Here is a 25891-nt window from a genome sequence, read left to right as displayed (position 1 = left end):
GTCCGAGGCTTGACGGAAGGGGACGGGCGTGGATCGACGCGTTGTCGTGACAGGAGCGAGTTCAGGGATCGGGGCGGCCACGGTCCGCCTGTTCCGCGAGCACGGCTGGGAGGTCGTCGCCGTCGCGCGCCGGCGCGACCGGCTGGAGGCGCTCGCCGCCGAGACCGGCGCCGGGTACTTCGCCGCCGACCTCACCGACGCCGCCCAGGTCGACGCTCTGCGCGACCACCTCGCCTCCTCCGGGCCCGTGCACGCGCTCGTGAACAACGCGGGCGGTGCGCTCGGACTCGACTCGGTCGAGAAGTCCGACCCCGAGGACTGGCGCCGCATGTTCGAGATCAACGTGCTCTCGGTGAAGCTCGTGACCAGCGCGCTGCTCCCGCTGCTGCGCGCCGGGATCCGGGGGAGCGGCACCTCCGCGGACATCGTGACGGTCACCTCGATCGCCGGCCACGTCGCCTACGAGGGCGGAGGCGGGTACAACGCCGCCAAGCACGCCGCGCACGCGCTGGTCGCCGTGCTGCGGCTCGAGCTGGCCGGCGAGCCGATCCGCGTGATCGAGATCGCGCCGGGCATGGTGCACACGGACGAGTTCTCGCTGGTCCGCTTCGGCGGCGACCGGGAGCGCGCCGACGCGGTCTACGCCGAGGTCCCCGACCCGCTCGTCGCGGAGGACGTCGCCGCTGCGATCGTCTCCTCGGTGGAGCTCCCCGCCCACGTCAACCTCGACCTGGTGACCATCAAGCCGGTCGCGCAGGCGGCCCCGCACAAGGTCGCGAAGGGACCCCTGGCCCCGCGCGCCTGACCGATGTGACGCGGAGGCCCGCGACGGCCTAGCCTGTCCCTCATGGTTTCCGACGCCGACGACTCCGCCGCCCTCCTCGCCGCCACGGAGAAGGAGGTGCTCGGCTGGCTCGAGTTCGGCGACGCCGCTCGGCACCTGGCCGACGACGTGGTCGCGTCGGGCTACCGGCCGGAGCTGGTCGTCGCCATCGCGCGCGGCGGTCTGCTCCTCGCGGGCGCCGTGGCCTACGCGCTCGGCATCAAGAGCTGCGGCGCGCTGAACGTCGAGTTCTACACCGGCGTCGAGGCGCGCCTGGCGGAGCCCGTGGTGCTGCCGCCGCTGCTCGACGAGGCGTCCGTGCGCGGCAAGCGCATCCTCCTGGTCGACGACGTCTCCGACTCCGGCCACACCCTCGCCCTCTCGGTGAAGCTCATCCGCGCGATGGGTGCCGAGGTGCGCACCGTGACCCTCTACACGAAGCCGCGCACGGTGCTCGAGCCCGATTTCTTCTGGCGCCGCACCCCGCGCTGGATCGTCTTCCCCTGGTCGGCTCTGCCCCCGGTGGACGGAGCCCTCGCCGAGGACGACGAGTGAGCGTCCACCTGATCGGCGGCGGAGGCGGCGTCGAGCACGACCAGCAGCTGTACGGGGCGTTCCTCGCGGAGGCGCGCGCCCACGCGGTCGACGCCGGCCGGATCGAGGGCCCGCGCATCGCGATCGTCGTCGTCCACGACGGGCTCGGCCCGGAGGCCTACGCCGGCTACGCGGCACTGCTCGCGACGGTCGGCCCGCTCGACGCGTTCGCCGTGATGAAGCCGGAGGGCGGCCGGATCGATCCCGCGGTCTTCGACGACGTCGACGGGATCTTCGTCGGCGGAGGGCTGACACCGGCCTACCGCGACGCGCTCGAGGCCTGCTTCCCGCGGCTGCGCGATCTCGTCTCCTCCGGAGTGCCGTACGCCGGCTACTCGGCGGGAGCCGCCGTCGCGGCCGACCGCGCCCTCGTCGGCGGCCACCGGATCGGCGGCGTCGCCGTCGTCCCGGAGGGCGCGGCGGAGGAGCTCGACGAGGTCACGGTGCTCGAGGGCATCGGCCTCATCGATGTGACGGTCGACGTGCACGCGGCGCAATGGGGGACCCTCGGCCGCCTGGTCGCGGCCGTCGAGGCGGGCCTGGTCGACGGCGGCGTCGCGCTCGACGAGTCCACCGTGCTGATCGTCGGCACCGGCGCGCTCCGCGTCGGCGGCGCCGGCTCGGTGTGGCGCGTGAGCGGCAGCGACGCCGGAGTCGTCGTCGCGACGCTCGCGGCGGGCTGACCCGGTGGACCTCGCTGAGCTCGCGGCCTCGGGACTGATCGACAGGGGCTGGGCGGAGGCCCTCGCCCCCGTCGCCGGGGACATCGCCGCGATGGGCGACTTCCTCCGCGGCGAGGTCGCGGCCGGTCGGCCCTACCTCCCCGCGGGCCGCGACGTGCTCCGCGCCTTCGCCGCACCGCTCGCGGACGTGCGCGTCCTCATCGTCGGACAGGACCCGTACCCGACGCCCGGGCACCCGATCGGGCTGTCCTTCGCGGTCGAGCGCCACGTGCGCCCGCTGCCGAGGAGCCTGCAGAACATCCACCGCGAGCTCCGGGACGACCTCGGCGTCGAGCCGCCCGAGCACGGCGACCTCAGCGGCTGGACCTCGAGCGGCGTGATGCTGCTCAACCGGGTCCTCACCGTCGCCCCCGGCTCTCCCGCCTCGCACCGCGGGAAGGGCTGGGAGGCGGTCACCGAGCACGCGATCCGCACGCTGGCCGCCCGGGACGCGCCTCTCGTCGCGATCCTCTGGGGCCGCGACGCCGCGTCGCTCCGCCCGATGCTGGGGGAGGCCGGAGTGATCGAGAGCGCGCACCCCAGCCCGCTGTCGGCCTCGCGCGGCTTCTTCGGCTCCCGGCCGTTCAGCCGCGCCAACGCCCTTCTGGAGGAGCGCGGCGCGGAGCCGGTCGACTGGAGCGCTCTCGCGTGACCGGGCGCTCGCCCGCGGGGCGGCTACGCTGGCCCGGATCGATGGGCGGAGCCGAAGGGGAGCCGGATGCTTGAGGAAGAGTACGAGAGCCGGCGCGTCCTGCCGCCGCACCTGCGGAAGGCACCGCCTCCCGAGCCCGGCTTCTCGTTCGAGATCCGCGACGCCCGCGACGCCGACCTCCCGGACATCCGCGAGATCTACAACCACTACGTGCGCAACACGGTGGTGACCTTCGACGAGGACGACTCGACGCTGAAGGAGTGGCGGACGAAGTTCACCCGCAACCAGAAGCTCGGGCTGCCCTTCATCGTGGCCGTCTCGCCGTCGGGCCAGATCCTCGGCTACGCGATGGTGTCGCCGTGGTCCTCCAAGCGGGCGTACCGCTTCACCGTGGAGAACTCGATCTACCTGCGGGCGGCCTCCACCGGCAAGGGCCTCGGCCGGGCGCTGATGGCCGAGCTCCTCGAGCGCGCGAAGGCCGTGGGGATCCGTCAGATCATGGCCGTCATCGCTGACAGGGGCGCGGAGGCGTCGCTGGCGATGCACGCGCAGTTCGGATTCGTCGAGGTCGGCCGGATGGGCCGCGTCGGCTTCAAGTTCGAGCGCTGGCTCAGCACCGTCCTGCTGCAGAAGACCCTCAAGTAGGGCCGACCCGCCCCTGCGAATGCGCCTCATCGACAGGTGCCGGGGAGCGCGCCGTCCCTACACTGGACGGCATGGAATGGCTCGTCCCGCTCATCGTCGTCGTCGCGCTCGTCGTCATCCTCGGGGTCTACCTCTGGGCGACGTACAACTCGCTGGTCACCCTCAACGTCCGCGTGGACGAGGCGTGGAGCGACATCACCGTCCAGCTGAAGCGCCGTGCGGATCTGATCCCCAACGTGATCGACTCCGTGAAGGGCTACGCCTCGCACGAGCGCCAGGTCTTCGAGTCGGTGACGCAGGCTCGCGCCGAGACGCTCCAGGCCCAGGGCCCGGCGGAGGCGTCGGTCGCCGAGGACCACATGCAGAGTGCGCTGAAGTCGATCTTCGCGGTCGCGGAGGCGTACCCCCAGCTGCAGGCGAGCCAGAACTTCCTCCAGCTGCAGGGCGAGCTGGTCGACACCGAGGACAAGATCCAGTCGGCCCGGCGCTTCTACAACGGCGGCGTGCGCGAGATGAACACCAAGGTGAAGGTCTTCCCGAACACGCTCTTCTCGCGCCGGCTCGGCTTCTCGGAGCGCGAGTTCTTCGAGGTCGGCGATCTCGCCGCGATCTCGGAGCCCCCGCGCGTCCAGTTCTAGGCAGCCGCCGTGTACAGCGCGATCGCCCGCAACAAGCGCAACACGGTCCTGATCCTCGTCCTGTTCCTGGCGATCATCGGCGGCCTGGGCGCCCTGGCGGCAGCGGTCTACCGCAGCACGACGATCGTCGTGGTGGTGCTCGTGATCGCCGCCGGGTACGCGTTCGTCCAGTACTTCTTCGCCGCTCGCCAGGCGGTCGCGCTCAGCGGCGGCGTGGCGGTGGAGAGGGCGGACGAGCCGAGGCTCTACCGCATCGTCGAGAACCTCTCGATCGCGACGGGCACGCCGATGCCGAAGGTGTACCTGATCGACGACCCGGCGCCGAACGCGTTCGCGACCGGCCGTGATCCCGAGCACGCCGTCGTGGCTACGACGACGGGCCTGCTCGCGATCATGGACGACGCCGAGCTGGAGGGCGTGATGGCCCACGAGCTGGGCCACGTCCGCAACTACGACATCCGCGTCTCGATGATCGTCTTCGGTCTCGTCGTCGCGGTGGGCTTCCTCTCGGACGCCTTCCTCCGCCTGGCCTTCTTCGGGCGGGGCGGCAACGGCAACGGCGGGGGCAACCCGGCGCTCCTGATCGTCGGGCTGGTGTCGATGGTCCTCGCGCCGATCGTCGCCTCGGTCGTGCAGCTCTCGATCTCCCGTCAGCGCGAGTACCTCGCCGATGCGACCAGCGCGCTGACGACCCGCCACCCCGACGCCCTCGCCCGCGCCCTGCTCAAGCTCGAGTCCGCGGGCCGGCCGATGCAGCGGCAGAACAGTTCGATGGCGCACCTCTGGATCGCCGACCCGTCGAAGCCGGGAGTGGTCGCGCGCCTCTTCGCGACCCACCCGCCGATCGCGGACCGCGTCGCCCGCCTCTCCGAGATGGGCTCGCGCTTCTAGCAGGCCGATCCGGCGGCCGCCCCGTCGCCGATCGCCGCCCGCCCGGATCTCACCCCGGGCAGCGGGGCACGCGTCACCGCGCCGGACGGGACGTCATCCGGTCGGAGCCGCGAGCGGACCGCCGTCGACGGTCGTCAGGTACTCGGCGAAGACCGGCGCCGGGTCGATGCCGCTCGCGGCCGCGTCGACCAGCGCCCGCCGGACCAGGGCGAGGACGACGGTGGCCAGGACGGCCGCCCGGTGCGGGGACGTGCGGCCGAGCCCCATCCGCTCCGCGAGGAACGGCGTCAGCGCCTCCTCGCCGTCGTGCAGCGACTGCGCCCAGACGGCGCGCATCGCCGAGGTCTCGGTGAGCAGGGGGATCAGCCGGAGGGTGCGGTCGAGCTGGGGACCGGAGGCCGCCGCGGCGAAGGCGTGACCGAGCGCCGCGTTCAGCGGCTCGGCGGCCGGTCGTTCGAGGAGGGCGCGTCCCATCGCGGCGATCGCGGCGGCGAGCACCGGGCGCACGCAGTCCTCCTTCCCGCCGAGGTACCGGTGGAAGGTCCGGAGGGAGACGCCGGCCGCATGGGCGAGCTCGCCCGTGCCGACCCCGACGACGCTCCCGCGCTCGAGCAGACGGGCGACGCAGCGCTCCGAGAGCGCAAGCGCCAGGACGCCGCCGGGCGCGCTCACGCGATCCTCCTCAGTGCTGCGGCGAGGGCGGCCGCGAGGTCGCCGCGACCGACGACCTCGACGGCGTCGAGGCCCTGCCAGGCCGCCGCCTCGACCAGCAGTGCGGCGAGCCGCTCCGGCGTGTCGGCCAGGGCCCCCGGCTCGAGCCAGGCGGCCTGCACGAGGAGGACCCGGCACTTGCGCTCGCTCTTGAGGTCGACCCGTGCAGCGATCACGTCGTCGAGGAGCACGGGGAGGACGTAGTAGCCGTGGACCCGCTGCTCGGCCGGGGTGTAGATCTCGATCCGGTAGTGGAAGCCGAAGAACAGCTCGGCTCTCGGCCGGTGCCAGACCACGGGGTCGAACGGCGAGAGGAGCGCGTCCGCCCGGAGCGTGCGGGGGCGTCGGGCATCGACGTGCCGCCAGAGCGGCACGGGTCGCCCGCCCCGCTCCCAGCCGCGCACCTCGACGCGCTCGAGCTCGCCCGCCTCGACCAGCTCGTCGATCGCGACGCGCGTGGGGGACTGGAGCAGCCGGTGGTAATCGGCCAGGTCGCCGAGGGTGCCGATCCCATGGGCCCGGGCCGCCCGGCGCACGAGCTCGCGGACGGCGTCGGGGAGGGGCACGACGGCATCGAGCACCGCGCTCGGGAGGAGCCGCTCGGCGAGACCGTAGGAGCGCTCGAAGCGCGTGCGCCCCGCCGTCACCACCTCGCCCCAGCGGAACAGGACCTCGAGGCCGCGCTTGATGTCGGACCAGCCCCACCAGGGGCCCGTGCGGACGTTGGCCTCGTGCTCGATCTCGGAGGCGCGGAGGGGACCGTCGGCGAGCGCGGCGCGGAGCCAGTCGAGGGTGGCGCGGTTCTCGTGGGCCCAGCCCTCGTGCTCGGGCAGGCGGACCCGGCGGTAGTGCTCCATCCGCCAGCGGTAGAGCGGGAGGTCCTCGCGGCGGACGAGGGCGGCCTCGTGGGCCCACTACTCGACGTAGGGGCCGTCGGGGGAGAAGGCCGCTGCGTCGAGGAGGGAGCGATCGTACGGGCCGAGCCGCGCGAGCAGCGGCAGGTAGTGGCTCCGCTCGAAGACGTTCACCGAGTCGAGCTGGAGCGGGCGGATCCGGTCTACGGCGGCGCGCACCCGGCGCGCGTCGACCCGGGAGGGACGGGGGACGCCGAACCCCTGCGCCGCCAGGGCGATGCGGCGCGCGAGCGCGGGGGAGAGCTGCTCGGTCATGGTCCGCCCACGCTAGCGAACGCCCCCGACATCGCCGTCCCCGATTCGGCCCCCGGCGTTCGCCCGGCATTCACCGCCGCGCTCCCTCGCCGTCTCGCGGCGCTCCTACCGTGCCCGAGGCCGTCCCACCGGGGCGGCCCACCCGACTCCTGGAGGACCCCTGACCATTCAGCGCCTGTCGCGCACCGCCGCGGTCGCCGCCGCCGGCACCGCCCTCGTCTTCACGCTCTCGGCCTGCTCCGGCGGCGCCACCGCCTCGTCCTACGGCGGCGGCGCGGACGCGGCGTCCGCCACGTCCGCCGCGGACCTCGGCGGGCTGGACGCCCTGGTCGAGGCGGCGAAGGCCGAGGGCGAGCTCAACGTCATCGCCCTGCCCGACACCTGGGCGAACTACGGCGAGCTGATCAGCGGCTTCGAGGACGAGTACGGCATCACCGTGAACTCCGCCGACCCCGACGTCTCCTCCGCGGAGGAGATCAGCACGGCGGAGAACCTCGCCGGGCAGGACACCGCTCCCGACGTGTTCGACCTCGGGCCGGCCGTCGCTCTGGCGAACACGGACGTGTTCGCGCCGTACAAGGTCGAGTCCTGGGACGACATCCCCGAGGGGAACAAAGAGGAGTCGGGCCTCTGGGTGAACGACTACACCGGCCTGATGTCGATCGGGTTCGACGCGGCCGCGGTGCCTGCGCCCACGTCGCTCGAGGACCTCCTCGGCGCCGACTACCGCGGCTCGGTCGCGATCAACGGCGACCCGACCCAGGCGGGAGCCGCCGCGGCCGCAGTGCAGCTCGCGGCTCTCCAGTCCGGCGGCTCCGCCGACGACGTCCAGGCGGGGATCGACTTCTTCGAGAAGCTGAACGACGCCGGCAACTTCCTGCCGCTGGACCCGACCGACGCCACCATCGCCTCGGGCGAGACCCCGGTCGTCTTCGACTGGAGCTACAACAACCTCGCCGCCGGGAAGGCGAACGAGGGCACCCGCGAGTGGACGACGACCGTCCTCCCGGGCTCCGCCGTCGGCAGCTACTACAACCAGGCGGTCAACGCCGACGCTCCGCACCCCGCGGCCGCGCGGCTCTGGCAGGAGTACCTCTACTCCGACGCCGCGCAGAACCTCTACCTCGCCGCCGGCGCCTACCCGGTGCGCCTGGCCGCGATGACCGAGGCCGGCACGGTCGACCAGGACGCGCTCGACGCCGTCGGCGCCGCTCCCTCCGACCTCGTCCAGTTCACGGAGGAGCAGACCGAGGCGGCCTCGTCGCTCCTCGCCGAGAAGTGGGCCGCGGCGATCCAGTGACCACCGCTCCCGCCGAGGCCGTCTCCGGGGCGTCCGCGCCCCGGGGACGGCGCGGCACCCCGGCCGTGCTGGGCGTCGCCCCCTTCGCGCTCTACGTCCTGCTGTTCCTTGCCGTCCCCACGGTCCTCGCCGTGGCGACCGGATTCACGGACGGAGACGGCCGCTTCACCACGGCGAACGTGCTCGCGCTCGGGGATCCCGTCGTGCTGTCCGCCTTCGGCGCGTCGCTCGGGCTCTCGGCCGTGACCGCCGTCGTCGGCGCGGTGCTGGGCGCGGTCGTGTGCCTGGCCCTGCTCGGCTCCGATCCGCGCGGGGCGCTCCGGACCGTCGTCGATGCGGCGGCGAGCGTCCTTGCGCAGTTCGGCGGTGTGATGCTCGCGTTCGCCTTCATCGCGACGATCGGCGTGCAGGGGCTGGTGACCACCCTCCTCGCGGGAGCGGGCGTCGACCTCTACGCCGACGGCGTGTGGCTCTACCAGCTTCCCGGGCTCGTCCTGCCCTACCTCTACTTCCAGGTGCCCCTGATGGTGCTCACGTTCCTGCCCGCGCTAGAGGGTCTGCGCCCGGAGTGGGCCGAGGCGAACGCGGTGCTCGGCGGGGGCCGGCTCGGCTACTGGCTGCACGTGGCCCTCCCGGTGCTGGCGCCGTCGTTCCTCGGCTGCGTGCTGCTGCTGTTCGCGAACGCGTTCTCCTCCTTCGCCACCGCGGCGGCGCTGATCAGCCAGGGCGCGCAGATCGTCCCGCTTCAGATCCGCGCCGCGCTGGTCAGCGAGACGGTGCTGGGCCGCGAGAACCTCGCGGGCGCCCTCGCGCTCGGGATGCTCGCGATGATGGTGGTCCTGATGTCCGGGTACGCGCTGCTGCAGCGCCGGGCCCGGCGGTGGCAGCGATGAGGCCCGCGCGGCTCCTGTCCGGGGCGGTGCTCGTGATCACCGGGCTGGTGTTCGCCGTCCCGATCGTCGCGATGGCGGAGTTCACGCTCCGCGGCGCCGGCGGCCACGACCTCTCGCACTGGACGGCGATCCTCGACCCGGAGAACGAGCGCGCCTACCGCTCGCTGTTCCAGGGGATCGGCAACTCGCTGGTCCTCGCCGTCGTCACCGCCCTCATCGTCCTGGTCCTGCTGGTGCCGACGATGCTGCTCGTCGAGATCCGGCTCCCACGCCTGCGCCGGGCTCTGGAGCTGGTCTGCCTGCTCCCGCTGACCGTGCCCGCCATCGTCCTCGTCGTCGGCCTCGCGCCGGTCTACTCCGTGGTCACCGAGCTCGCCGGCTCCGCGCCGTGGACGCTCGCTCTCGCCTACGGGGTGCTGGTCCTGCCCTACTCCTACCGCGCCGTGGCGGCGGACCTCGCCGGTCTCGACGCCGTGACGCTCTCGGAGACGGCCCGCTCGCTCGGCGCGGGCCCGCTCGCGGTGCTCGGGAGGGTCCTCCTGCCGAACCTGCGCCGGGGCCTGGTCGCGGCCGCGCTGATCACCGTCGCAGTCGTTCTCGGCGAGTACACGCTCGCCTCGCTCCTCAGCCGCACCACCCTCCAGACCGGCCTGGTGCAGGTGTCGAAGTCCGACGCCTACGTCGCCGTGATCTTCTCGCTGCTCTCCCTCCTCTTCGCCTTCGCCCTCCTGATCGGGATCGGCCGCCTCGCGCGGATCGGCCTGCCGACGGGCCGGGCGCGCTCCTCGAAAGGCTCCTCGTGAACGCTCCCACCCTCCCCGGCGCCCGCGTGCTCTTCGTCGACGTGGAGCGGCACTACGGCTCCGCGCGAGCGCTCGACGGCGTCTCGTTCGACGTAACCCCGGGTGAGTTCATCGCGCTGCTCGGCCCCTCCGGCTGCGGCAAGACCACAGCCCTGCGCGCCCTCAGCGGTCTCGAGCGGATCGACGCGGGGCGGATCCTCGTCGACGAGGAGGACGTCGCCCACGTCCCCGTCGCGAAGCGCGACATGGGCATGGTCTTCCAGTCGTACTCGCTCTTCCCGCACCTGCGGGCGCGCGAGAACGTCGAGTTCGGGCTGCGCACCCGGGGAGTCGGGGCGCGCGAGCGCCGGGCGGCCGCGGGGGAGGCGCTGGAGGTCGCGGGCCTCGGCGCCCTCGGCGACCGCTACGCGCACGAGCTCTCCGGCGGCCAGCAGCAGCGGGTGGCGCTCGCGCGCGCCCTCGTCACGCGGCCGCGGGTGCTGCTGCTGGACGAGCCTCTGTCGGCACTGGACGCGAAGGTCCGCGTCCAGCTGCGCGACGAGATCAAGCGCCTGCAGTCCGAGATCGGCATCACCACGTTCTTCGTCACGCACGATCAGGAGGAGGCGCTCGCCGTCGCCGACCGCGTCGCGGTGATGAACGCCGGGCGGATCGAGCAGCTGGGTGCACCGGAGGACCTCTACGCGCGCCCGGCGACCGCCTTCACGGCCCGCTTCGTCGGCCTCTCGACGGTGGTCGCGGGGACGGTCTCGTCGGGATCGGTCCTCGCGCTCGGTGTGCGCCTGCCGCTCGTCGACGCGGCGGCGGCCGACGGACCCGTGTCGGTGTTCCTCCGCCCCGAGGACCTCGCCGTCGTGGCCGACGGCGCTCCCGACTCCCTGCCCGGAGTCGTCCTCGCCTCGAGCTTCCTGGGGCCGGTGCGGCGCTCGACCGTCCGGCTATCGACGGGCGAGGAGGTCACCGTCCAGCACGCGTCGGGGCACCGCCTCGAGCCGGGGGAGCGGGTCGGCGTGCTGCCCGCGCGGCGCCCGGTCGCGGTCGGTCCGGCACCGGAGCAGGCGGCGGTCGGCGACGCCGCATGAGCACTCCCCGGGGATACCGCGCGGGGTATGCGCCGGGGCCTAGTCTGGGCAGATGAGACTCGGCAGGTCCCGCCGCAACTCCGGCCCGCGCGCCGTCCAGCCCGCCGCGCCCGTCGCCCCGGCCGCCCCCTCCCGGCCCGCTCCCGTCGCCGATTCGGCCTTCGTGAGCGACGGGATGCGCATCGCCGGCGCCTGGGCCTGGCGCGTCCTCGTCGTGGTCGCGGCGCTCGCGGTGCTGGTGCTGCTCGTCATCGAGCTGCGGCTGATCGTCATCCCGCTCCTGCTCGCGATCGTGATCGCCGCCCTGCTCGTGCCGTTCTCGAGCTTCCTCCAGCGCCACCGCTGGCCCAAGTGGGCCGCCGTCGTCCTGGCGGAGCTGGGGATCGTCGTGGTGATCGGCGGGCTCCTCTTCCTCGTCGTCACCCAGGTCTACTCCGGCTTCGACGACCTCAGCCGGCAGACGGTGCAGTCCTACGACGACTTCAAGGCCTTCCTCCTCGAGTCGCCGCTCCACCTCACCGAGACCGACATCAACCAGTACGCGCAGCAGGCCCTCACGGCCCTGCAGCAGGACTCGGGGATGCTGGTCAGCGGCGCGCTCAGCGTCGGCTCGACCGTCGGCCACCTGCTGACGGGCGTGCTGCTCACCCTCTTCTCGACGCTGTTCATCCTGATCGACGGGCCGAACATCTGGAGCTGGGTCGTCCGCCTCTTCCCGCGCCGCGCCCGCGGAGCCGTCGACGGCGCCGGTCGCGCAGGGTGGGTGACGCTGACCAACTTCGTGAAGGTGCAGATCCTGGTCGCCTTCGTCGACGCGGTCGGCATCGGCCTCGGCTCCTTCCTCCTCGGCGTCCCGCTGGCCATCCCGATCGGCGTGCTCGTCTTCCTCGGCTCCTTCGTGCCGGTCATCGGCGCCGTGGTGACGGGGGCGCTGGCCGTCTTCATCGCGCTGGTCTACAACGGACCGCTGATCGCGCTCTTCCTGCTGATCGTCGTCCTCGCGGTGCAGCAGCTCGAGGGCCACATCCTCCAGCCGCTGATCATGGGGTCGGCGGTCAAGGTCCACCCGTTGGCCGTCGTGCTCGCTGTGGCCGGAGGCTCGATCATCGGCGGCATCGCCGGCGCCTTCTTCGCGGTGCCCGTCGTGGCCACACTCAACGTCATGGTCAAGTACGTCGCGAGCGGAGCCTGGCGCTCGCCGACCCGAACCCCCGAGAGAGTTGCCGCAGAGCATGCAGACTAGCCGCGTCGTCGGACCCGCCCTCCACGAGTTCGAGGCGGCCCGCGCCGTCCTCGCCCCCGTCATCGCCGCCACCCCCATGGAGACGAGCACCTTCCTCGCGCAGGTCCTCGGCTCGCCCGTGTTCCTCAAGTGCGAGAACCTCCAGCGCACCGGCTCCTACAAGATCCGCGGAGCGGTGTTTCGGATGTCGCGGCTCACCCCGGAGGAGCGGGCCCGCGGAGTCGTGGCGGCCTCGGCCGGCAACCACGCGCAGGGCGTCGCCTACGCGGCGCGGGAGCTGGGGATCAAGGCCACGATCTTCATGCCGATCGGCGTCGCGCTGCCCAAGCTCGCAGCCACCCGCGACTACGGCGCGGACGTGGTGCTGAGCGGCCACATCTTCAACGAGGCGCTCGCGGCGGCGGCGGAGTTCGCCGAGCGCACGGGCGCGGTCTTCGTTCCTCCCTACGACCACCCCGACGTGATCACCGGCCAGGGCACGGTCGGCCTCGAGATCCTCGAGCAGGCCCCCGCTGTCGAGACCATCGTGGTGCCCATCGGCGGCGGCGGCCTCATCGCCGGGGTCGCCTCGGCGGCCAAGCAGAAGGCGGCCGAGGAGGGGCGCACGCTCCGCGTCATCGGCGTGCAGGCGGCCAACGCGGCGCCGTACCCGCTCTCGCTCGCGAGCGGTGAGCCGACCGCGATCACGATCTCTCCGACGATCGCCGACGGCATCGCCGTGGCGAAGCCGGGGCAGCTGAACTTCGCGATCGTCCGCGAGATGGTGGACGAGGTCGTCACCGTCGAGGACGACGACATCGCCCGGGCTCTGCTGGTGCTGCTGGAGCGGGCGAAGCTCGTGGTGGAGCCCGCGGGCGCGGTGGGCATCGCGGCGATCCTGACGGGGAAGATCCGCGACGCCGGAGCGACCGCGGTCATCCTGTCGGGCGGCAACATCGATCCGCTGATGATGGAGCGGGTGATCAGCCGGGGCCTGGCCGCGTCGGAGCGCTACCTCAAGATGAGCATCGGTCTGCCGGATCGTCCGGGGCAGCTGTCGCGCATCGCGGAGCTCATCTCGGAGGCGAACGCGAACGTGGTCGAGGTGCTGCACACCCGGCACGGCCGGGGCCTGCAGATCAGCGAGGTCGAGATCGAGATCAGCGTCGAGACCCGCGGCCCCGAGCACGCCGACCGCGTCATCCAGGTCCTCACCGACGCCGGCTACGCCCCCCGCATCTCCCGCAACTGACCGCTCGAGGGCGCCGCAATGTTCTCCGCAAAGCGGAGGACAAAGCCGGTACCGGCGATCTCGCGCCCTCGCCGTCGCCGCGAAGCCTGCGCGGCGCTCCCGTTCGGAGAGGGCTGATCGTGCGTCACGGCGCTCTCCGCAAGGCGGAGGAGGAAGCGATACCGGCGGTATCGCGCCCGACGTCGTCGCCGCGAAGCCGGCGCCCCCCCCGTCTGGAGAGGGCTGATCGTGCGTCACGGCGTTCTCCGCAAGGCGGAGGAGGAAGCGATACCGGCGGTATCGCGCCCGACGTCGTCGCCGCGAAGCCGGCGCCCCCCCCCGTCTGGAGAGGGCTGATCGTGCGTCGCGGCGTTCTCCGCAAGGCGGAGGAGGAAGCGATACCGGCGGTATCGCGCCCGACGTCGTCGCCGCGAAGTCGGCGCCCCGCTCCCGTTCAGAGAGGGCTGATCGTGCGTCGCGGCGTTCTCCGCAAGGCGGAGGAGGAAGCGATACCGGCGGTATCGCGCCCGACGACAACGCCGCGGAGAGCGCCGCGACGTGCGATCAGTGGCCGGACCAGGTCTCGACGTTGGCGACGCGGACCTCGATCTCCCGCCCGTTGGGGGCCGTGAAGCGGGCGGTGTCGCCGACGTTCAGGCCCATGATCGCCGATCCGAGGGGGCTCTGGGGGCTGTAGACGTCGAGGTCGCTCTCGCCCGCCATCTCGCGGTTGCCGAGGAGGAAGCGGGACTCGTCGCCGGCGATCTCGGCGGTGATGATGGTGCCGGCCTCGACGACTCCGTGGCTCTCGGGGGGCGTGCCGATCTCGGCTTCGCGGAGGAGGGAGGTCAGCTGGCGGATGCGGGCCTCGATCTTGCCCTGCTCGTCCTTCGCGGCGTGGTAGCCGCCGTTCTCCTTCAGGTCGCCCTCCTCGCGGGCGACCTCGATGCGCTTGGCGATCTCCTCGCGTCCGTTGGTGGACAGCTCGGTGAGCTCCGCCTCGAGGCGGTCGTACGACTCCTGGGTCATCCAGGTCACCTGTGACTGGTCGGCCATGGTGGGCTCCTGCTCTGCGGGCCGCGCTCGCGGCGCCCGGCAGCACCGTGCGGAGGTGTCCGCGTCCGGCGGTGGGGACGGCCGGCGTCAGGCGGCGGTGGGAATGGCGAGGCCCCGACGAGTCCGTCAGGGCTTCGGGCAAGCCTACGGGAGCCAGCAGGAGGAGATCAAACCTGTGTTCGCGAGCTCGGTGGTGCGGACGGTCTCCGTGTAGGAGCGGAAGCGCTCCGTCGTGGCGGGGTACTCCACGACCAGCCAGCCGACCACGGCGGACTGCTCGTTGAGGGCCTGGACCGCGCAGGCGACCTCGCGGCCGACGGGCGCGGTGAGGTCGAAGGAGACGGTGACGGTGCGGTCGTCGACGACCTGGTGCGCGGTGTCCTGGACGTCCACTCCTCCGCGTGCTCCGTCGAGTCCGGCCCAGACGACCCAGGCGGCGAAGACGGCGACGAAGGCGAGCGCGACGCCGCCGAAGAGCCAGCGGTTGCCGCGGCGGGTGCGCGTCGTGCGGCCGTAGCGGGTGGCGAGGGGTCCGGCGGCGCGGACGGCGTCCGGATCGAGCGCGGGCGCGGCGGCTCCCTCGACGCTCTCGGACGTGCGGGCGGCCACGGAACTCCCTGGGTGATGCGTCTACTCTGAAGGGGTGGCGCGCGTCCTTCGCGGACGGGAGCGCCGATCCCATTAAACCCCGAGGAATCGAGCGATCGTGTCCCAGGCCGTCGAGGTCTCCGTCGATTCGGAGGTGCGGGACACTCCGCGCCTCCTCGCCGTGCACGCCCATCCTGACGACGAGTCGAGCAAGGGCGCGGCGACGCTGGCCGCCTACGCCTCGCGGGGCGCCGAGGTCATGGTGGTCTCCTGCACCGGAGGCGAGGCCGGCTCCGTGCTGAACGAGGGCCTCGAGGCCCGCGCGCACGCCGAGCGCGACATCGGCGGCCTCCGCCGGTACGAGATGGCGGCCGCTCGCGAGGCGCTCGGCGTCGAGCACGCCTGGCTCGGCTTCGTCGACTCCGGCATGCCCGAGGACGGGAAGGTCGACGCCGCGTCGTTCGCGGGTCTGCCGCTCGCCACGGCCGCCGCTCCGCTCGTGCGCCTGGTCCGCCGGTTCCGGCCGCACGTGATCATCAGCTACGACGAGAACGGCGGCTACCCGCACCCCGACCACATCCGCGCCCACCAGGTCGCCGTCGAGGCGTACCGCGCGGCGGGCCTCGCCGAGGAGTACCGGGGCACGGGCGCTCCGTGGTCGATCTCGAAGCTGTACTACGACCGCGTCTTCAGCGGCCAGAAGCTGCGGGCGATCGCCGAGCACCTGCGCTCGATCGACCCGGAGGACCCGCGCCTGTCGGTCTTCGAGGAGATGAAGCGCTGGAACGAGGACACCCCGTATCTCGCGACCACGCGGGTCGTGATCTCCGGCTTCCACGATCGGCGCGATGCGGCCCTGCTGGCCCACGCCAGCCAGGTCGCTCCGGACAACACCTTCTTCTTCCTCCCGCACGAGGCGATCGACGCCGCCTGGCCGACCGACGACTTCCAGCTCGTCGAGAGCCGGGTCGACGCGCCGACGCCCGAGACGGATCTCTTCGCCGGTCTCGACCTGGCCGAGCTCGCCCCGGGCCCGACCGCGGTCGTCCCGCCGATCGCTCCCGACCCCGAGCCCTCGGGGGACGCCCCGGTGTCCCCGGAGCCCGACGGCTCCGGCGTCGTCGTCGCCGACGAGGTGCGCGCGTGATCGCCGCGCTGCTCGAGGGCGCCCAGCGCGCCGTCGTCCTCGCCTCCACGACGGTGCCGACCCCCGGCCCCGAGTTCAACGAGGACACGGTCACGCCGGGCCTCTTCGGATTCATCACGATGCTCGTGATCGCTCTGGCCGCCGTCCTCCTCGCGCTCGACATGGTCCGGCGCGTGCGGCGGACCACCTACACCGCCCAGGTGAAGGAGCGGCTCGACGCCGAGGAGGCGGAGCGCAGCGAGGGCTGAGCCCGGCCCGCAGCGGTGGGCCCCGGCCCCGCTAGGCGTTGTACGCGGGGTGGAGCGAGACGATCAGCGCCGCCGTCCAGTGGCAGAGGAACGCTACGGCAGTGAGCGCGTGGAAGATCTCGTGGAAGCCGAAGACGCCCGGGACCGGGTTGGGCTTCTTGATCCCGTAGATGACGGCGCCCGCGGAGTAGCAGAGCCCGCCGACGAGGACGAGCACCATCATCGTCGCGCTGGCCTCGAAGAGCGGACCGAGGTACATCACGGCCGCCCAGCCCAGCAGCAGGTAGAGCGGCACGTAGAGCCAGCGCGGCGCGCCGATCCAGAAGACGCGGAAGCCGATCCCGAGCAGCGCCCCCGCCCAGACCAGGACCAGCAGGAGCGTGCCCTGCGCGGGCGGCAGGGCGAGCACGGCCAGCGGCGTGTAGGTGCCGGCGATCAGCAGGAAGATGTTGGCGTGGTCGATCCGCTTGAGGATCATCTTCGTCCGCGGCTTCCAGTCGAAGCGGTGGTACAGAGCGGAGTTGCCGAAGAGCAGGAGCGACGTGGTCGCGAACACCGCGGCCGCCCACTTCGCCGCGGTCCCCTCCGCGACCACGATCAGCACCACTCCGGCGACGATCGCGAGCGGGAAGAGGCCGGCGTGGATCCAGCCGCGCCAGGTCGGCCGGACCTCCGCCGAGGAGTCGTGCTCGATCGCGTCCTCGACGAGGGGGAGGGCGGGCAGGTCCGGGCGGTCCGCTCCGACGGCGTCTCCGCCGCGGTCGGTGCGGGCGCGGGGATCGGACGGGGGAGGCGTCGGCCGCTGGCTCATGCCGGACAGACTACGACGCCGTCCCGGGCCGACGCCGAGCGCCGCCGGGCTTCGAGGAGCGCCCCGGGTCGACTACCGTGTCACTGTGCCGAAGCCGAGACTGCCTGTGGGAAGGGACCTCCTCTACGGCGTCTACAAGAAGCGCCTCCGCTCGAGCCTTCCCCCCGACTCCTTGCCGAACCACGTCGCGATGATCATCGACGGCAACCGGCGCTGGGCGCGGCAGCGGGCCCTCGAGACCGCCGCGCACGGCCACCGGGCCGGAGCCGCCAAGGTGCACGAGTTCCTGCAGTGGTGCGACGAGCTCGGTGTGCGCCACGTCACCCTCTACCTGCTCTCGCAGGACAACCTCGTCGGCCGCGACAGCAGCGAGCTGACCGAGCTGATCGCGATCATCGCCGACCTCGCCGAGGAGGTCTCCCAGCAGCCCGACTGGCGCGTGCAGCACGTCGGCTCCGACGAGGGCCTCCCGCCCTCGCTCGTGGCCGCGCTCGACACGGCGGAGGCGCGCACCGCCTCCCACACGGGCCTGCACGTCAACCTCGCGGTCGGCTACGGCGGGCGGCACGAGATCGCCCAGGCCGTGCGGAGCATCCTGGAGGAGCACGGCAAGCGCGGCTCCTCCATCGAGGACGTCGCGGGCCTGCTGACCCCGGAGCTCATCGGCGAGCACCTGTACACCAGCGGGCAGCCCGACCCCGATCTGGTCATCCGCACCTCGGGGGAGCAGCGCCTCTCCGACTTCATGCTCTGGCAGAGCGCGCACAGCGAGTTCTACTTCATGGAGGCGCTCGGCCCCGACATCCGCGAGGTCGACTTCCTCCGCGCGCTCCGCGACTACGCCGGACGGCACCGCCGCTTCGGCAGCTGACCTCGCGGCTCCTGCCGCACCACCGACCGGAAGGGCCGGCATGAGCTCGAACGAGGCCACCTCCACCACGACCGAGGACTACCTCGCCGGCTTCGGCGAGGAGACCGGGTACCTCGACTTCGGCCGGGTGGGCCCGCTCTCGGCGACCGTCGCCGCCGAGCAGGAGGCGGCCGTCGAGCTGCTGGTGCGCGCGCGCAGCGGCACCCTCGACGAGCTGTTCCGGCAGGACGAGCGCGTCCGGGAGGCGGCGGCGGCGCTCGTGCGCGTCCCCAGCGACCGCGTCGTCTTCCAGCCCAACACCTCGACCGGCCTCCTGCACGCGCTGTTCGGCGCCTCGGGCGCGGTGCTGCTGTCGGCCGCGGAGTTCCCGAGCCTGCCGTTCGCGGCGGTGCGCTCGGCGCAGGCTCTCGGCTCGGTGGAGCCCCGCTGGCTGCGGACCGAGCAGGGACGGGTGACGCCGGAGGCGGTCCGCGAGCAGCTCACGGACGACGTGACGACCGTCGCGGTGAGCCTGGTCGACTCCCGCACCGGCTACCTCGCGGACGTCGCGGCGATCCGCGACGTGATCGGCGACCGGATGCTCGTCCTCGACGCGATCCAGGGCTTCGGCGTCGTCGACGCGCCCTACGAGCTGGCGGACGTGGTCGTCACCGGCGGCCAGAAGTGGCTCCGCGCCGGCTGGGGGACGGGCTTCCTCGCGCTCAGCGAGCGGGCGCTGTCGCGGCTGACCCCGGTGCTCTCGGGCTGGACGGGATCGGAGCAGGCGGAGCCGTGGGACGAGGTGGCTCCGCCGCGCGGCGACGCCCGCGCCTTCAGCATCAGCAACCCGGACCCGATCGCCCAGGCCCGGCTCGCGTCGGCGCTGGAGGAGGTCGCCGCGGTCGGGCAGTCGACGATCGCCGCGCTCGTGGCGGAGCGGGTCAGCGCGATCGTCGACCTCGCGGACGAGTTCGGACTGGCGGTCGTGGGTTCCCGCGGCGAGCACGAGCGCGCCGGCATCGTGGTCGTCGAGCCGGAGCCGGAGGAGCTGGCCCCGCTGGCAGCCTCCCTCGCCGCGCACGGCGTCACCGCGCGCCTGCGTCCGAGCACCGTCCGCTTCAGCGCGCACGCCGGCACCACCGACGCGACCCTCGCGCTGCTCCGCGCCGCCCTGATCTCGTCGGCCACGAGCATCGACTACTAGGCCGGATTCCGCGCGTTCACACACTGGTTACACATTCGTAGCGGTGAGAAGCACACGGATGTCATTCGCCGGGTTAGGTTCGAGTCATCAGGTACAGCGCCTGGTCGAGACGGCCACAGAAGTACGGCTCGACATCGCGCAGACGCCGAAGGGACACTGCGCGGTGCACGACACGCACCGATGAGGCCGGCTCGAGGACATGAGCCGGGGGCTCCGGCCCCCGGAGTGTGGAGAGTCGTCGTGACAGTTCCCCAGGGCATGGATCCGCAGACCGGGACGCAGGGCGGCGTCCACCGCCGTGTCCAGCACGGCTCCTCGGATCCGGCCGATCAGCTCCTCCGCACCTACGTCCTGGACACCTCGGTACTGCTGTCGGATCCGTCCTCGATGTTCCGGTTCGCGGAGCACGCCGTCGTGCTGCCGATCGTCGTCATCAGCGAGCTCGAGGGGAAGCGCAACGATCCCGAGATCGGCTACTTCGCCCGGCAGGCCCTGCGCCGCCTCGACGAGCTGCGCGTGCAGCACGAGCGCCTCGACTTCCCCATCGCCGTCGGCCGGGGCGGCACGCTCCGCGTCGAGCTCAACCACTCGAACATGTCGGTGCTGCCGAGCGGGCTCCAGATGGGCGACAACGACGCGAGGATCCTCGCCGTCGCGCTCAACCTGCAGAGCGAGGGCGCCGCGGTGACCGTCGTGTCCAAGGACATGCCGATGCGCGTGAAGGCCGCCTCCATCGGCCTCGCCGCGGAGGAGTACCTGGCCGAGCAGGCCCCCGAGTCCGGTTGGACCGGCATGGACGACGTGACGCTCGGCGGCGACGCGATGAGCGAGCTCTACGACCGCGAGCGGCTCTTCACGGACGTCGTGGCCGACATCCCGGTCAACACCGGACTCGTCGTCCACTCCGACCGCGGCTCCGCTCTCGCGAGGGTCACCGGCAAGCGGCAGATCACGCTGGTCCGCGGCGACAAGGACGTGTTCGGCCTGCACGGGCGGTCGGCGGAGCAGCGGCTCGCGATCGACCTGCTGCTCGACCCGGAGGTCGGCATCGTCTCGCTCGGCGGCAGGGCCGGCACCGGCAAGTCGGCGCTGGCGCTCTGCGCGGGCCTGGAGGCGGTGCTGGAGAAGCGCCAGCACAAGAAGATCATGGTCTTCCGGCCGCTCTACGCGGTGGGCGGCCAGGACCTCGGCTTCCTGCCCGGCGACGCGGCCGAGAAGATGAACCCCTGGGCGCAGGCGGTCTTCGACACGCTCGGGGCGCTGGTGTCGCAGAACGTGCTCGACGAGGTGATCGAGCGCGGGATGCTCGAGGTGCTGCCGCTCACGCACATCCGCGGGCGCTCGCTGCACGACGCGTTCGTGATCGTCGACGAGGCGCAGTCGCTGGAGCGGAACGTCCTGCTCACGGTGCTCTCGCGGGTCGGGCAGAACTCCCGGGTGGTGCTGACCCACGACGTGGCGCAGCGCGACAACCTCCGGGTCGGCCGGCACGACGGGGTCGCCTCCGTGATCGAGACGCTGAAAGGCCACCCGCTGTTCGCGCACGTCACGCTGACCCGCTCCGAGCGCTCGGCGATCGCCGCTCTGGTCACCGAGATGCTGGAGTCGAACGAGCTCGCCTGACGGGCTCGCCGTGCGTCCGGCCCGTGGGATCCGAGGATCCCCTGGCCGGGCGCGTCCCTGCAGGGCACCGGGGCGTAGCGTGGACGGGTGAGCATCCTCGACGATGCGCTCCTCGAGCGCTTCCGCACCCGCGCGGCCGACTACGACGAGCGCAACGCGTTCTGCGCGGACGACCTGGAGGAGCTGCGCTCGATCGGGTACCTGGCGCTGCTCGTCCCCGAGGAGCTCGGCGGTGCCGGCCTCGGCCTGGAGCAGGCGGCCGCCGAGCAGACGCGCCTCGCGACCGCCGCGCCCGCGACCGCGCTCGCCGTCAACATGCACCTGGTCTGGACCGGGATCGCGCGACTCCTGCTCGAGCGGGGCGACGACTCCCTCCGCTCGGTCCTCGTCGACGCCGCGGCGGGTCACGTCTTCGCCTTCGGCAACAGCGAGGCGGGCAACGACCTGGTGCTCTCGGACTCGCTGACGCGGGCGGAGCCGCTCGGGGACGGCGGCTACCGCTTCACCGGCACGAAGGTCTTCACCTCCCTCGCGCCCGCTTGGACGCGGCTCGGCGTGTTCGGCCGCGACGACAGCGGGTCGGAGCCGCGGCTCGTGCACGGCTTCGTGCACCGTGAGCGCCCGGACTCGCCGGTCGCCGGGCTCGAGGTCCGCGACGACTGGGACACGCTCGGCATGCGGGCGACCCAGAGCCGCACGACGGTGCTCGACGGCGTCGTCGTCCCGGCCGAGCGGATGATCCGCTCGCTGCCCGTCGGACCGACCGCCGACCCCTTCGTCTTCGCCGTCTTCGCGGCCTTCGAGCTGCTGATCTCCTCGGTCTACCTCGGTGTCGCGCAGCGCGCGCTCGAGCTCGCCGTCGCCTCCGTCCGCCGACGGGCCTCCCTCCGGGCGGGAGGGCGGCCACTGGCGGAGGACCCCGAGGTGCGGCACCGGGTGGCTGAGACCGGGATGCTGCTCGACGGGCTCGAGGCGCCCCTGCGCTCGGCGGCGGCCGACGTGGACGCGCTCGTCGACCGCGGCGCGCGCTGGTTCCCCTCGCTGGTCGGGGTGAAGATCCGCACCACGGAAGGAGCGCTCCGCGTGGTCGAGAGCGCCGTCCGGATCGCGGGCGGCGCGGCGTACCAGCGCCGGTCGGAGCTCGGTCGCCTCTACCGAGACGTGCTCGCCGGGCAGTTCCACCCCTCCGACGACGCGTCGGCTCACGGCGCCTGGGCGTCGCTCCTGCTGGGACCGCTGCCTCCGCGCGACTGAGGCCGGGGAGGGACCCGCCGCCGCCCGAGCACACCTGCGGGCCGCCCTGTGGAGAACTCCGACGCCCCGAGGGCGGTGCCCCCTAGTCTCGGCGGATGCTCCGCGGATCTCTACTCGACCGGGCCGCCCTGCTCCTCGGCGCCCTGGTGCTCCTCCTGATCGGGGCCCCGCACCTGGGTCGGGCGCCCGGCCTCGTCCCGGTGGCGCTCGCGAGCGTGCCGTTGGTGCTGGCGGACGTGCGCGGGCACCGGCTCCCGAACGCGGTCACGCTCCCGCTGCTGGTGGTCGGAGCCGTCCTCGCGCCCACGGCGGGGACGCTTCTCGCCGTCCTCGCGACGGTGCTGTGCCTGGGCGTGCTGCATGCGGCGGGCGGGCTGGGCCTCGGCGACGTGAAGCTCCAGGCGGCCCTCTCACCGCCGCTCGCGGCTCTCGGACCCGAGCAGGTCGTCGCCGCGCCCGCTGTCGGCTTCGCGGTGGCGGGGCTGTGGGTGCTCGTGCTGCGCGTCCGCGGACGGGTCGCGTTCGGACCGTTCCTGCTCGCGGGGTTCTGGCTGGTGCTCTGACGGCCCGCCTCCGCGCCGAGCGCAGGGACGGGCCGTCGGAGGGCCGGGCTCAGCCGGGGTGGGTCATCGACATGACGTCGAGGGCGCTGTCGAGCTGCTCCTCCGTCACCTCGCCGCGCTCGACGAAGCCGAGGTCGACGACCGACTCTCGGACGGTGATCCCCTTGGCGACCGAGTTCTTCGCGACCTTGGCGGCGGCCTCGTAGCCGATCACCTTGTTGAGCGGCGTGACGATCGAGGGGGAGGACTCGGCGAGGGCGCGGGCGTGCTCGACGTCGGCCTCGAGGCCGTCGACGGTCTTGTCGGCGAGCAGCACGGCGGAGTTCGCGAGCAGGCGGATCGACTCCAGCAGCGCCGTCCCCATGACGGGGATCGCGACGTTGAGCTCGAAGGCGCCCGAGGCGCCCGCCCAGGCGATGGTGGCGTCGTTGCCGATCACGCGCGCGCAGACCATGAGGACGGCCTCCGGGATCACCGGGTTCACCTTGCCGGGCATGATCGAGGATCCGGGCTGGAGGTCGGGGATCCGCAGCTCTCCGAGGCCGGTGTTGGGGCCGGAGCCCATCCAGCGGAGGTCGTTGTTGATCTTGGTCAGGCTCACCGCGAGCACGCGCAGCGCTCCGGAGGCCTCGACCAGCGAGTCCCGCGCGCCCTGGGCCTCGAAGTGGTTGCGGGCCTCGGTGACGGGCAGGCCCGTCTCCTCCGCGAGGCGCGCGATGACCTTCTGCGGGAATCCGGCGGGGGTGTTGATCCCGGTGCCGACCGCGGTGCCGCCGAGCGGGACCTCGGCGACGCGGGGGAGCGCCGACTGCACGCGCTCGATGCCGAGGCGGATCTGCGCGGCGTAGCCGCCGAACTCCTGGCCGAGCGTGACCGGGGTGGCGTCCATCAGGTGGGTGCGGCCGGCCTTGACGACCTCGGCCCACTGCTCCGCCTTGACCTCGAGCGACTCGGCGAGCTGCTCGAGCGAGGGGATCAGCGACTCGATGAGCGCGCCGGTGACGGCGACGTGGACCGAGGTGGGGAACACGTCGTTGGAGGACTGCGAGGCGTTGACGTGGTCGTTCGGGTGCACGGTGCGGCCGAGGGCCGTGGTCGCCAGCGAGCCCAGCACCTCGTTCATGTTCATGTTCGAGGACGTGCCCGAGCCGGTCTGGTAGACGTCGATCGGGAAGTGCGCGTCGTAGCCGCCCTCGACGACGAGGTCGGCCGCGTCGGCGATCGCCCTGGCGATGTCGGCGTCGAGCACGCCCAGCTCGGCGTTGGCCAGCGCCGCCGCCTTCTTGATGCGGGCGAGGGCCGCGATCTGGGCAGGCTCGAGGCCCGCACCGGAGATCGGGAAGTTCTCGACCGCCCGCTGGGTCTGCGCGGCGTAGAGGGCGTCGCGGGGGACCCGCACCTCGCCCATCGTGTCGTGCTCGATGCGGAAGTCGCCTGAGTCGTCGGTCGGGGAGTGATCCACCACGCTGTGTTCGTCCTTGTCTGATCGGTTGGTGCTGTGCTGTCCGGAGCCGCTCACGCGGGATCCGATCCCACCGCGCTCGGAGCGGCGGCGGAGGAGGCCGAGCCGGAGTCGCGCTCCAGCTCGGAGACGTAGGGGCTGAGCTCGAGCGGATCGATGCCGAGCACGACATCGGACATCACGGTGCCGTCCGAGAGCCGGTAGTTGGCGCCGACGAGGGCGAGCCGCCCGGTCGCGACAGCGTCGGCGATCAGCGGGGAGCGCTGGAGCAGCTCGGCGACCGTGTCGCGCAGGTGCTCGCGGCCGACGGCCAGCGCGTCGGTCGCCGACGGGTCGACGAGCACGCGGCCGTCCGGCTGAGCACCCACGAGGCGGCGCACCGCGGGGATGATCGGCTCGATCAGGTGCTCGATGTGCGGGGGGAGCCGCTCGGCGCCGGGCGCCTGCGACTGGATCGCTGCCCGGACCGCTCCGCACTCGTCGTGGCCGAGCACGAGCAGCACCTTCACGCCGAGAACGGCGACGCCGTACTCCAGCGAGCCGATGATGGAGTCGGCGATCACCTGGCCGGCGTTGCGGACGACGAAGAGGTCGCCGAGCCCCAGGTCGAAGATGATCTCGGCCGCGAGGCGGGAGTCGCTGCAGCCGAAGAGCGCGGCGAGCGGGGCCTGAGCGGCGGCGAGCTCGGCGCGGCGCTCGACGTCCTGGCGGGGATGGCGGGGCTCGCCGGCGACGAAGCGCTGGTTGCCGCGGAGCATCTCCTTCCAGACCCACGCCGGCGGGCGGGACTCGCGGGGGACGGTGCTGCTGGTTCCGAGGCTCATCGGGACTCCTCCTGGCCGATCTGCGGGGTGATGGCGTCCACGACCAGGCGGATCTCGTCCGTCGGGGCCGTGCCGTAGACGAGGTAGGTGCTGGAGCCCTCCGTCGTCTCGAGTGCGTAGGGCGTGTTGCCGGTGTCGTCGCCGGAGTCGCGGTGGTCGTAGACGGTCCAGTCGCGGCCGTCGATCGTCTCGACGCCGGTCGCCGCCCGGCGGTCGAGCTGCGTCGCGACCCAGGCCGCGTCCGCGTCGAGCCCCTGGCTCAGGCCGATGTAGCCCGCCTTCGGGGTGATCAGGCCGACGTACCAGTAGTCGGTGCCGTTCTCGCGGCGGAGCTCGGCCGCGTTGGCCTTCCAGCCGTCGGGCAGGGAGGGCACGGCGAGCGTCTGCTCCTCGCCCAGCTGGACCTGTGCGGCGACGCGGGGGACGTCGACCGAGGAGAGCTCCACGGTGTCGCCGCGGGGGACGAGCAGGACGATGAGCGCTACGGCGCCGACGGTCGCGAGCAGCGAGAAGACGAGGTTGTTGACCGTCTTGCGCTGACGGTAGAGCCGGGAGTTCTCGGCCTTGCGTGCGGCCGTTTCGGCCGCCGTCTCCGGGCGCCCGAGCTCGGCGACGACCCGCGCGGGCTTCGCGCGGCTCATCCGGCGGCCGCCCCTCCGGAGCGGGCCGCGTCCAGCCGGGCGCGTGCTCCGATCAGCCACTCCTCGCAGCGGGCGGCGAGGGCCTCGCCGCGCTCCCACAGGGCGAGCGAGCGCTCGAGGGTGGAGCTGCCCTGCTCGAGCTCGGACACGACGCGGACGAGCTCGTCGCGCGCCTGCTCGTAGGAGAATCCCGAGACGTCGGAGTCGGTCGCCGGGGCGTCGGGGGAGTCGGGCATGGGTCTGA

The 25891-nt window shown here is 72.9% G+C and carries 29 protein-coding genes and 1 pseudogene; 20 read left to right on the top strand and 10 right to left on the bottom strand.

Features of this window, described 5'->3' with window-relative positions; all coding sequences use genetic code 11:
* The first annotated feature begins 28 nt into the window (after nucleotides 1–28).
* The 7 genes from C5C69_RS00480 to C5C69_RS00450 all read left to right on the top strand — a co-directional run bounded on the left by C5C69_RS00480 (nucleotide 29) and on the right by C5C69_RS00450 (nucleotide 4965).
* The gene (locus C5C69_RS00480) at nucleotides 29–805 is read left to right on the top strand and encodes an SDR family NAD(P)-dependent oxidoreductase (protein WP_258061205.1); all 777 of its coding nucleotides are present in this window, start codon (nucleotides 29–31) and stop codon (nucleotides 803–805) included.
* 42 nt (nucleotides 806–847) lie between these two features.
* Nucleotides 848–1378 (top strand): phosphoribosyltransferase, encoded by a 531-nt coding sequence (locus tag C5C69_RS00475; protein ID WP_104224441.1) that lies wholly within the window; start codon nucleotides 848–850, stop codon nucleotides 1376–1378.
* Nucleotides 1375–2100 (top strand): peptidase S51, encoded by a 726-nt coding sequence (locus C5C69_RS00470; RefSeq protein WP_104224440.1) that lies wholly within the window; start codon nucleotides 1375–1377, stop codon nucleotides 2098–2100. The genes C5C69_RS00475 and C5C69_RS00470 overlap by 4 nt, the downstream gene beginning before the upstream one ends.
* Nucleotides 2101–2104: 4 nt before the next feature.
* Nucleotides 2105–2791 carry a uracil-DNA glycosylase gene (locus C5C69_RS00465; RefSeq protein ID WP_104232774.1) on the top strand — a complete coding sequence of 229 codons (687 nt, stop codon included), beginning with the start codon at nucleotides 2105–2107 and terminating at the stop codon, nucleotides 2789–2791.
* Nucleotides 2792–2857: 66 nt separating this feature from the next.
* Nucleotides 2858–3436, top strand: a complete 579-nt coding sequence (locus tag C5C69_RS00460) for a GNAT family N-acetyltransferase (protein WP_104232773.1) — start codon at nucleotides 2858–2860, stop codon at nucleotides 3434–3436.
* A gap of 71 nt (nucleotides 3437–3507) precedes the next feature.
* Nucleotides 3508–4074 (top strand): LemA family protein, encoded by a 567-nt coding sequence (locus tag C5C69_RS00455; protein WP_104225511.1) that lies wholly within the window; start codon nucleotides 3508–3510, stop codon nucleotides 4072–4074.
* Nucleotides 4075–4083: 9 nt separating this feature from the next.
* The gene (locus C5C69_RS00450; RefSeq protein WP_104232772.1) at nucleotides 4084–4965 is read left to right on the top strand and encodes a M48 family metalloprotease; all 882 of its coding nucleotides are present in this window, start codon (nucleotides 4084–4086) and stop codon (nucleotides 4963–4965) included.
* Nucleotides 4966–5058: 93 nt separating this feature from the next.
* On the opposite strand, the gene C5C69_RS00445 is transcribed toward C5C69_RS00450, so the two are convergent.
* The 3 genes and pseudogenes from C5C69_RS00445 to C5C69_RS17355 all read right to left on the bottom strand — a co-directional run bounded on the left by C5C69_RS00445 (nucleotide 5059) and on the right by C5C69_RS17355 (nucleotide 6845).
* Nucleotides 5059–5637 (bottom strand): TetR/AcrR family transcriptional regulator, encoded by a 579-nt coding sequence (locus tag C5C69_RS00445; RefSeq protein WP_104224435.1) that lies wholly within the window; start codon nucleotides 5635–5637, stop codon nucleotides 5059–5061.
* Nucleotides 5634–6578 (bottom strand): annotated as a pseudogene (locus C5C69_RS00440) (winged helix-turn-helix domain-containing protein); the annotation flags it as partial. The pseudogene C5C69_RS00440 and the gene C5C69_RS00445, both read right to left, overlap by 4 nt.
* A 12-nt stretch (nucleotides 6579–6590) precedes the next feature.
* The gene (locus C5C69_RS17355) at nucleotides 6591–6845 is read right to left on the bottom strand and encodes a hypothetical protein (RefSeq protein ID WP_308557992.1); all 255 of its coding nucleotides are present in this window, start codon (nucleotides 6843–6845) and stop codon (nucleotides 6591–6593) included.
* A gap of 160 nt (nucleotides 6846–7005) precedes the next feature.
* Between C5C69_RS17355 and C5C69_RS00435 the strand changes: the two genes are divergently transcribed.
* Genes C5C69_RS00435 through ilvA form a run of 6 tightly spaced genes read left to right on the top strand, consistent with a single transcriptional unit; the run spans nucleotide 7006 to nucleotide 13397 of the window.
* Complete coding sequence (locus C5C69_RS00435; protein ID WP_104232770.1) at nucleotides 7006–8145, top strand: ABC transporter substrate-binding protein; 1140 nt, start codon at nucleotides 7006–7008, stop codon at nucleotides 8143–8145.
* Nucleotides 8142–9038, top strand: coding sequence for an ABC transporter permease subunit (locus tag C5C69_RS00430; RefSeq protein ID WP_104232882.1), 897 nt, complete (start codon nucleotides 8142–8144; stop codon nucleotides 9036–9038). The genes C5C69_RS00435 and C5C69_RS00430 overlap by 4 nt, the downstream gene beginning before the upstream one ends.
* Complete coding sequence (locus C5C69_RS00425) at nucleotides 9035–9841, top strand: ABC transporter permease (protein WP_104232769.1); 807 nt, start codon at nucleotides 9035–9037, stop codon at nucleotides 9839–9841. The genes C5C69_RS00430 and C5C69_RS00425 overlap by 4 nt, the downstream gene beginning before the upstream one ends.
* Nucleotides 9838–10923, top strand: a complete 1086-nt coding sequence (locus tag C5C69_RS00420; RefSeq protein ID WP_104232768.1) for an ABC transporter ATP-binding protein — start codon at nucleotides 9838–9840, stop codon at nucleotides 10921–10923. The genes C5C69_RS00425 and C5C69_RS00420 overlap by 4 nt, the downstream gene beginning before the upstream one ends.
* A gap of 52 nt (nucleotides 10924–10975) precedes the next feature.
* A complete protein-coding gene (locus C5C69_RS00415) occupies nucleotides 10976–12166 on the top strand; it encodes an AI-2E family transporter (RefSeq protein ID WP_104257080.1) in 1191 nt (396 codons plus the stop codon).
* Nucleotides 12156–13397, top strand: coding sequence for a threonine ammonia-lyase (gene ilvA, locus C5C69_RS00410; RefSeq protein ID WP_104224429.1), 1242 nt, complete (start codon nucleotides 12156–12158; stop codon nucleotides 13395–13397). Before C5C69_RS00415 ends, ilvA begins: the two co-directional genes overlap by 11 nt.
* Nucleotides 13398–13940: 543 nt before the next feature.
* On the opposite strand, the gene greA is transcribed toward ilvA, so the two are convergent.
* Together greA and C5C69_RS00400 are read right to left on the bottom strand one after the other, a co-directional pair.
* A complete protein-coding gene (gene greA / locus C5C69_RS00405; protein ID WP_104225519.1) occupies nucleotides 13941–14432 on the bottom strand; it encodes a transcription elongation factor GreA in 492 nt (163 codons plus the stop codon).
* Between the two features lie 144 nt (nucleotides 14433–14576).
* The gene (locus C5C69_RS00400) at nucleotides 14577–15041 is read right to left on the bottom strand and encodes a DUF4307 domain-containing protein (RefSeq protein WP_104232767.1); all 465 of its coding nucleotides are present in this window, start codon (nucleotides 15039–15041) and stop codon (nucleotides 14577–14579) included.
* A gap of 97 nt (nucleotides 15042–15138) precedes the next feature.
* Between C5C69_RS00400 and mca the strand changes: the two genes are divergently transcribed.
* Nucleotides 15139–16167, top strand: coding sequence for a mycothiol conjugate amidase Mca (mca, locus tag C5C69_RS00395; protein ID WP_258065155.1), 1029 nt, complete (start codon nucleotides 15139–15141; stop codon nucleotides 16165–16167).
* The gene (locus C5C69_RS00390; RefSeq protein WP_104224426.1) at nucleotides 16164–16415 is read left to right on the top strand and encodes a hypothetical protein; all 252 of its coding nucleotides are present in this window, start codon (nucleotides 16164–16166) and stop codon (nucleotides 16413–16415) included. The genes mca and C5C69_RS00390 overlap by 4 nt, the downstream gene beginning before the upstream one ends.
* Before the next feature lie 31 nt (nucleotides 16416–16446).
* Here C5C69_RS00390 and C5C69_RS00385 read toward each other — a convergent pair whose 3' ends face one another.
* Nucleotides 16447–17226, bottom strand: a complete 780-nt coding sequence (locus tag C5C69_RS00385; protein ID WP_104232766.1) for a hemolysin III family protein — start codon at nucleotides 17224–17226, stop codon at nucleotides 16447–16449.
* 106 nt (nucleotides 17227–17332) lie between these two features.
* Here C5C69_RS00385 and C5C69_RS00380 point away from each other — a divergent pair, with 106 nt between their 5' ends.
* From C5C69_RS00380 to C5C69_RS00360, 5 genes are all read left to right on the top strand, one after another.
* Nucleotides 17333–18097 carry an isoprenyl transferase gene (locus C5C69_RS00380; RefSeq protein ID WP_279630826.1) on the top strand — a complete coding sequence of 255 codons (765 nt, stop codon included), beginning with the start codon at nucleotides 17333–17335 and terminating at the stop codon, nucleotides 18095–18097.
* Between the two features lie 40 nt (nucleotides 18098–18137).
* The gene (locus C5C69_RS00375) at nucleotides 18138–19280 is read left to right on the top strand and encodes an aminotransferase class V-fold PLP-dependent enzyme (RefSeq protein ID WP_104232765.1); all 1143 of its coding nucleotides are present in this window, start codon (nucleotides 18138–18140) and stop codon (nucleotides 19278–19280) included.
* A 258-nt stretch (nucleotides 19281–19538) separates the two neighbouring features.
* Nucleotides 19539–20903, top strand: a complete 1365-nt coding sequence (locus C5C69_RS00370) for a PhoH family protein (protein ID WP_104224423.1) — start codon at nucleotides 19539–19541, stop codon at nucleotides 20901–20903.
* A gap of 87 nt (nucleotides 20904–20990) precedes the next feature.
* A complete protein-coding gene (locus C5C69_RS00365; RefSeq protein ID WP_104232764.1) occupies nucleotides 20991–22157 on the top strand; it encodes an acyl-CoA dehydrogenase family protein in 1167 nt (388 codons plus the stop codon).
* 95 nt (nucleotides 22158–22252) lie between these two features.
* Nucleotides 22253–22720 carry a prepilin peptidase gene (locus tag C5C69_RS00360; protein ID WP_104232763.1) on the top strand — a complete coding sequence of 156 codons (468 nt, stop codon included), beginning with the start codon at nucleotides 22253–22255 and terminating at the stop codon, nucleotides 22718–22720.
* A 49-nt stretch (nucleotides 22721–22769) separates the two neighbouring features.
* Here C5C69_RS00360 and C5C69_RS00355 read toward each other — a convergent pair whose 3' ends face one another.
* From C5C69_RS00355 to C5C69_RS00340, 4 genes are read right to left on the bottom strand one after another with little or no spacing between them, the layout of a single operon-like run.
* Entirely contained in the window at nucleotides 22770–24185 is a 1416-nt protein-coding gene (locus C5C69_RS00355) for an aspartate ammonia-lyase (protein ID WP_104232762.1), read from the bottom strand.
* A gap of 50 nt (nucleotides 24186–24235) precedes the next feature.
* Nucleotides 24236–25006, bottom strand: a complete 771-nt coding sequence (locus C5C69_RS00350; protein ID WP_219812325.1) for a carbonic anhydrase — start codon at nucleotides 25004–25006, stop codon at nucleotides 24236–24238.
* Nucleotides 25003–25647, bottom strand: a complete 645-nt coding sequence (locus tag C5C69_RS00345; RefSeq protein ID WP_104232761.1) for a DUF4245 domain-containing protein — start codon at nucleotides 25645–25647, stop codon at nucleotides 25003–25005. The genes C5C69_RS00350 and C5C69_RS00345 overlap by 4 nt, the downstream gene beginning before the upstream one ends.
* Nucleotides 25644–25883 (bottom strand): exodeoxyribonuclease VII small subunit, encoded by a 240-nt coding sequence (locus C5C69_RS00340; protein WP_104224418.1) that lies wholly within the window; start codon nucleotides 25881–25883, stop codon nucleotides 25644–25646. Before C5C69_RS00340 ends, C5C69_RS00345 begins: the two co-directional genes overlap by 4 nt.
* Nucleotides 25884–25891: the final 8 nt, after the last annotated feature.

The sequence above is a fragment of the Rathayibacter sp. AY1C7 genome (assembly GCF_002931865.1).
In the GTDB taxonomy this organism is placed as follows: Bacteria; Actinomycetota; Actinomycetes; order Actinomycetales; family Microbacteriaceae; genus Rathayibacter.
Note: the sequence above shows the minus strand (reverse complement) of the source record. Positions and strands in the feature narration are given on the sequence as shown.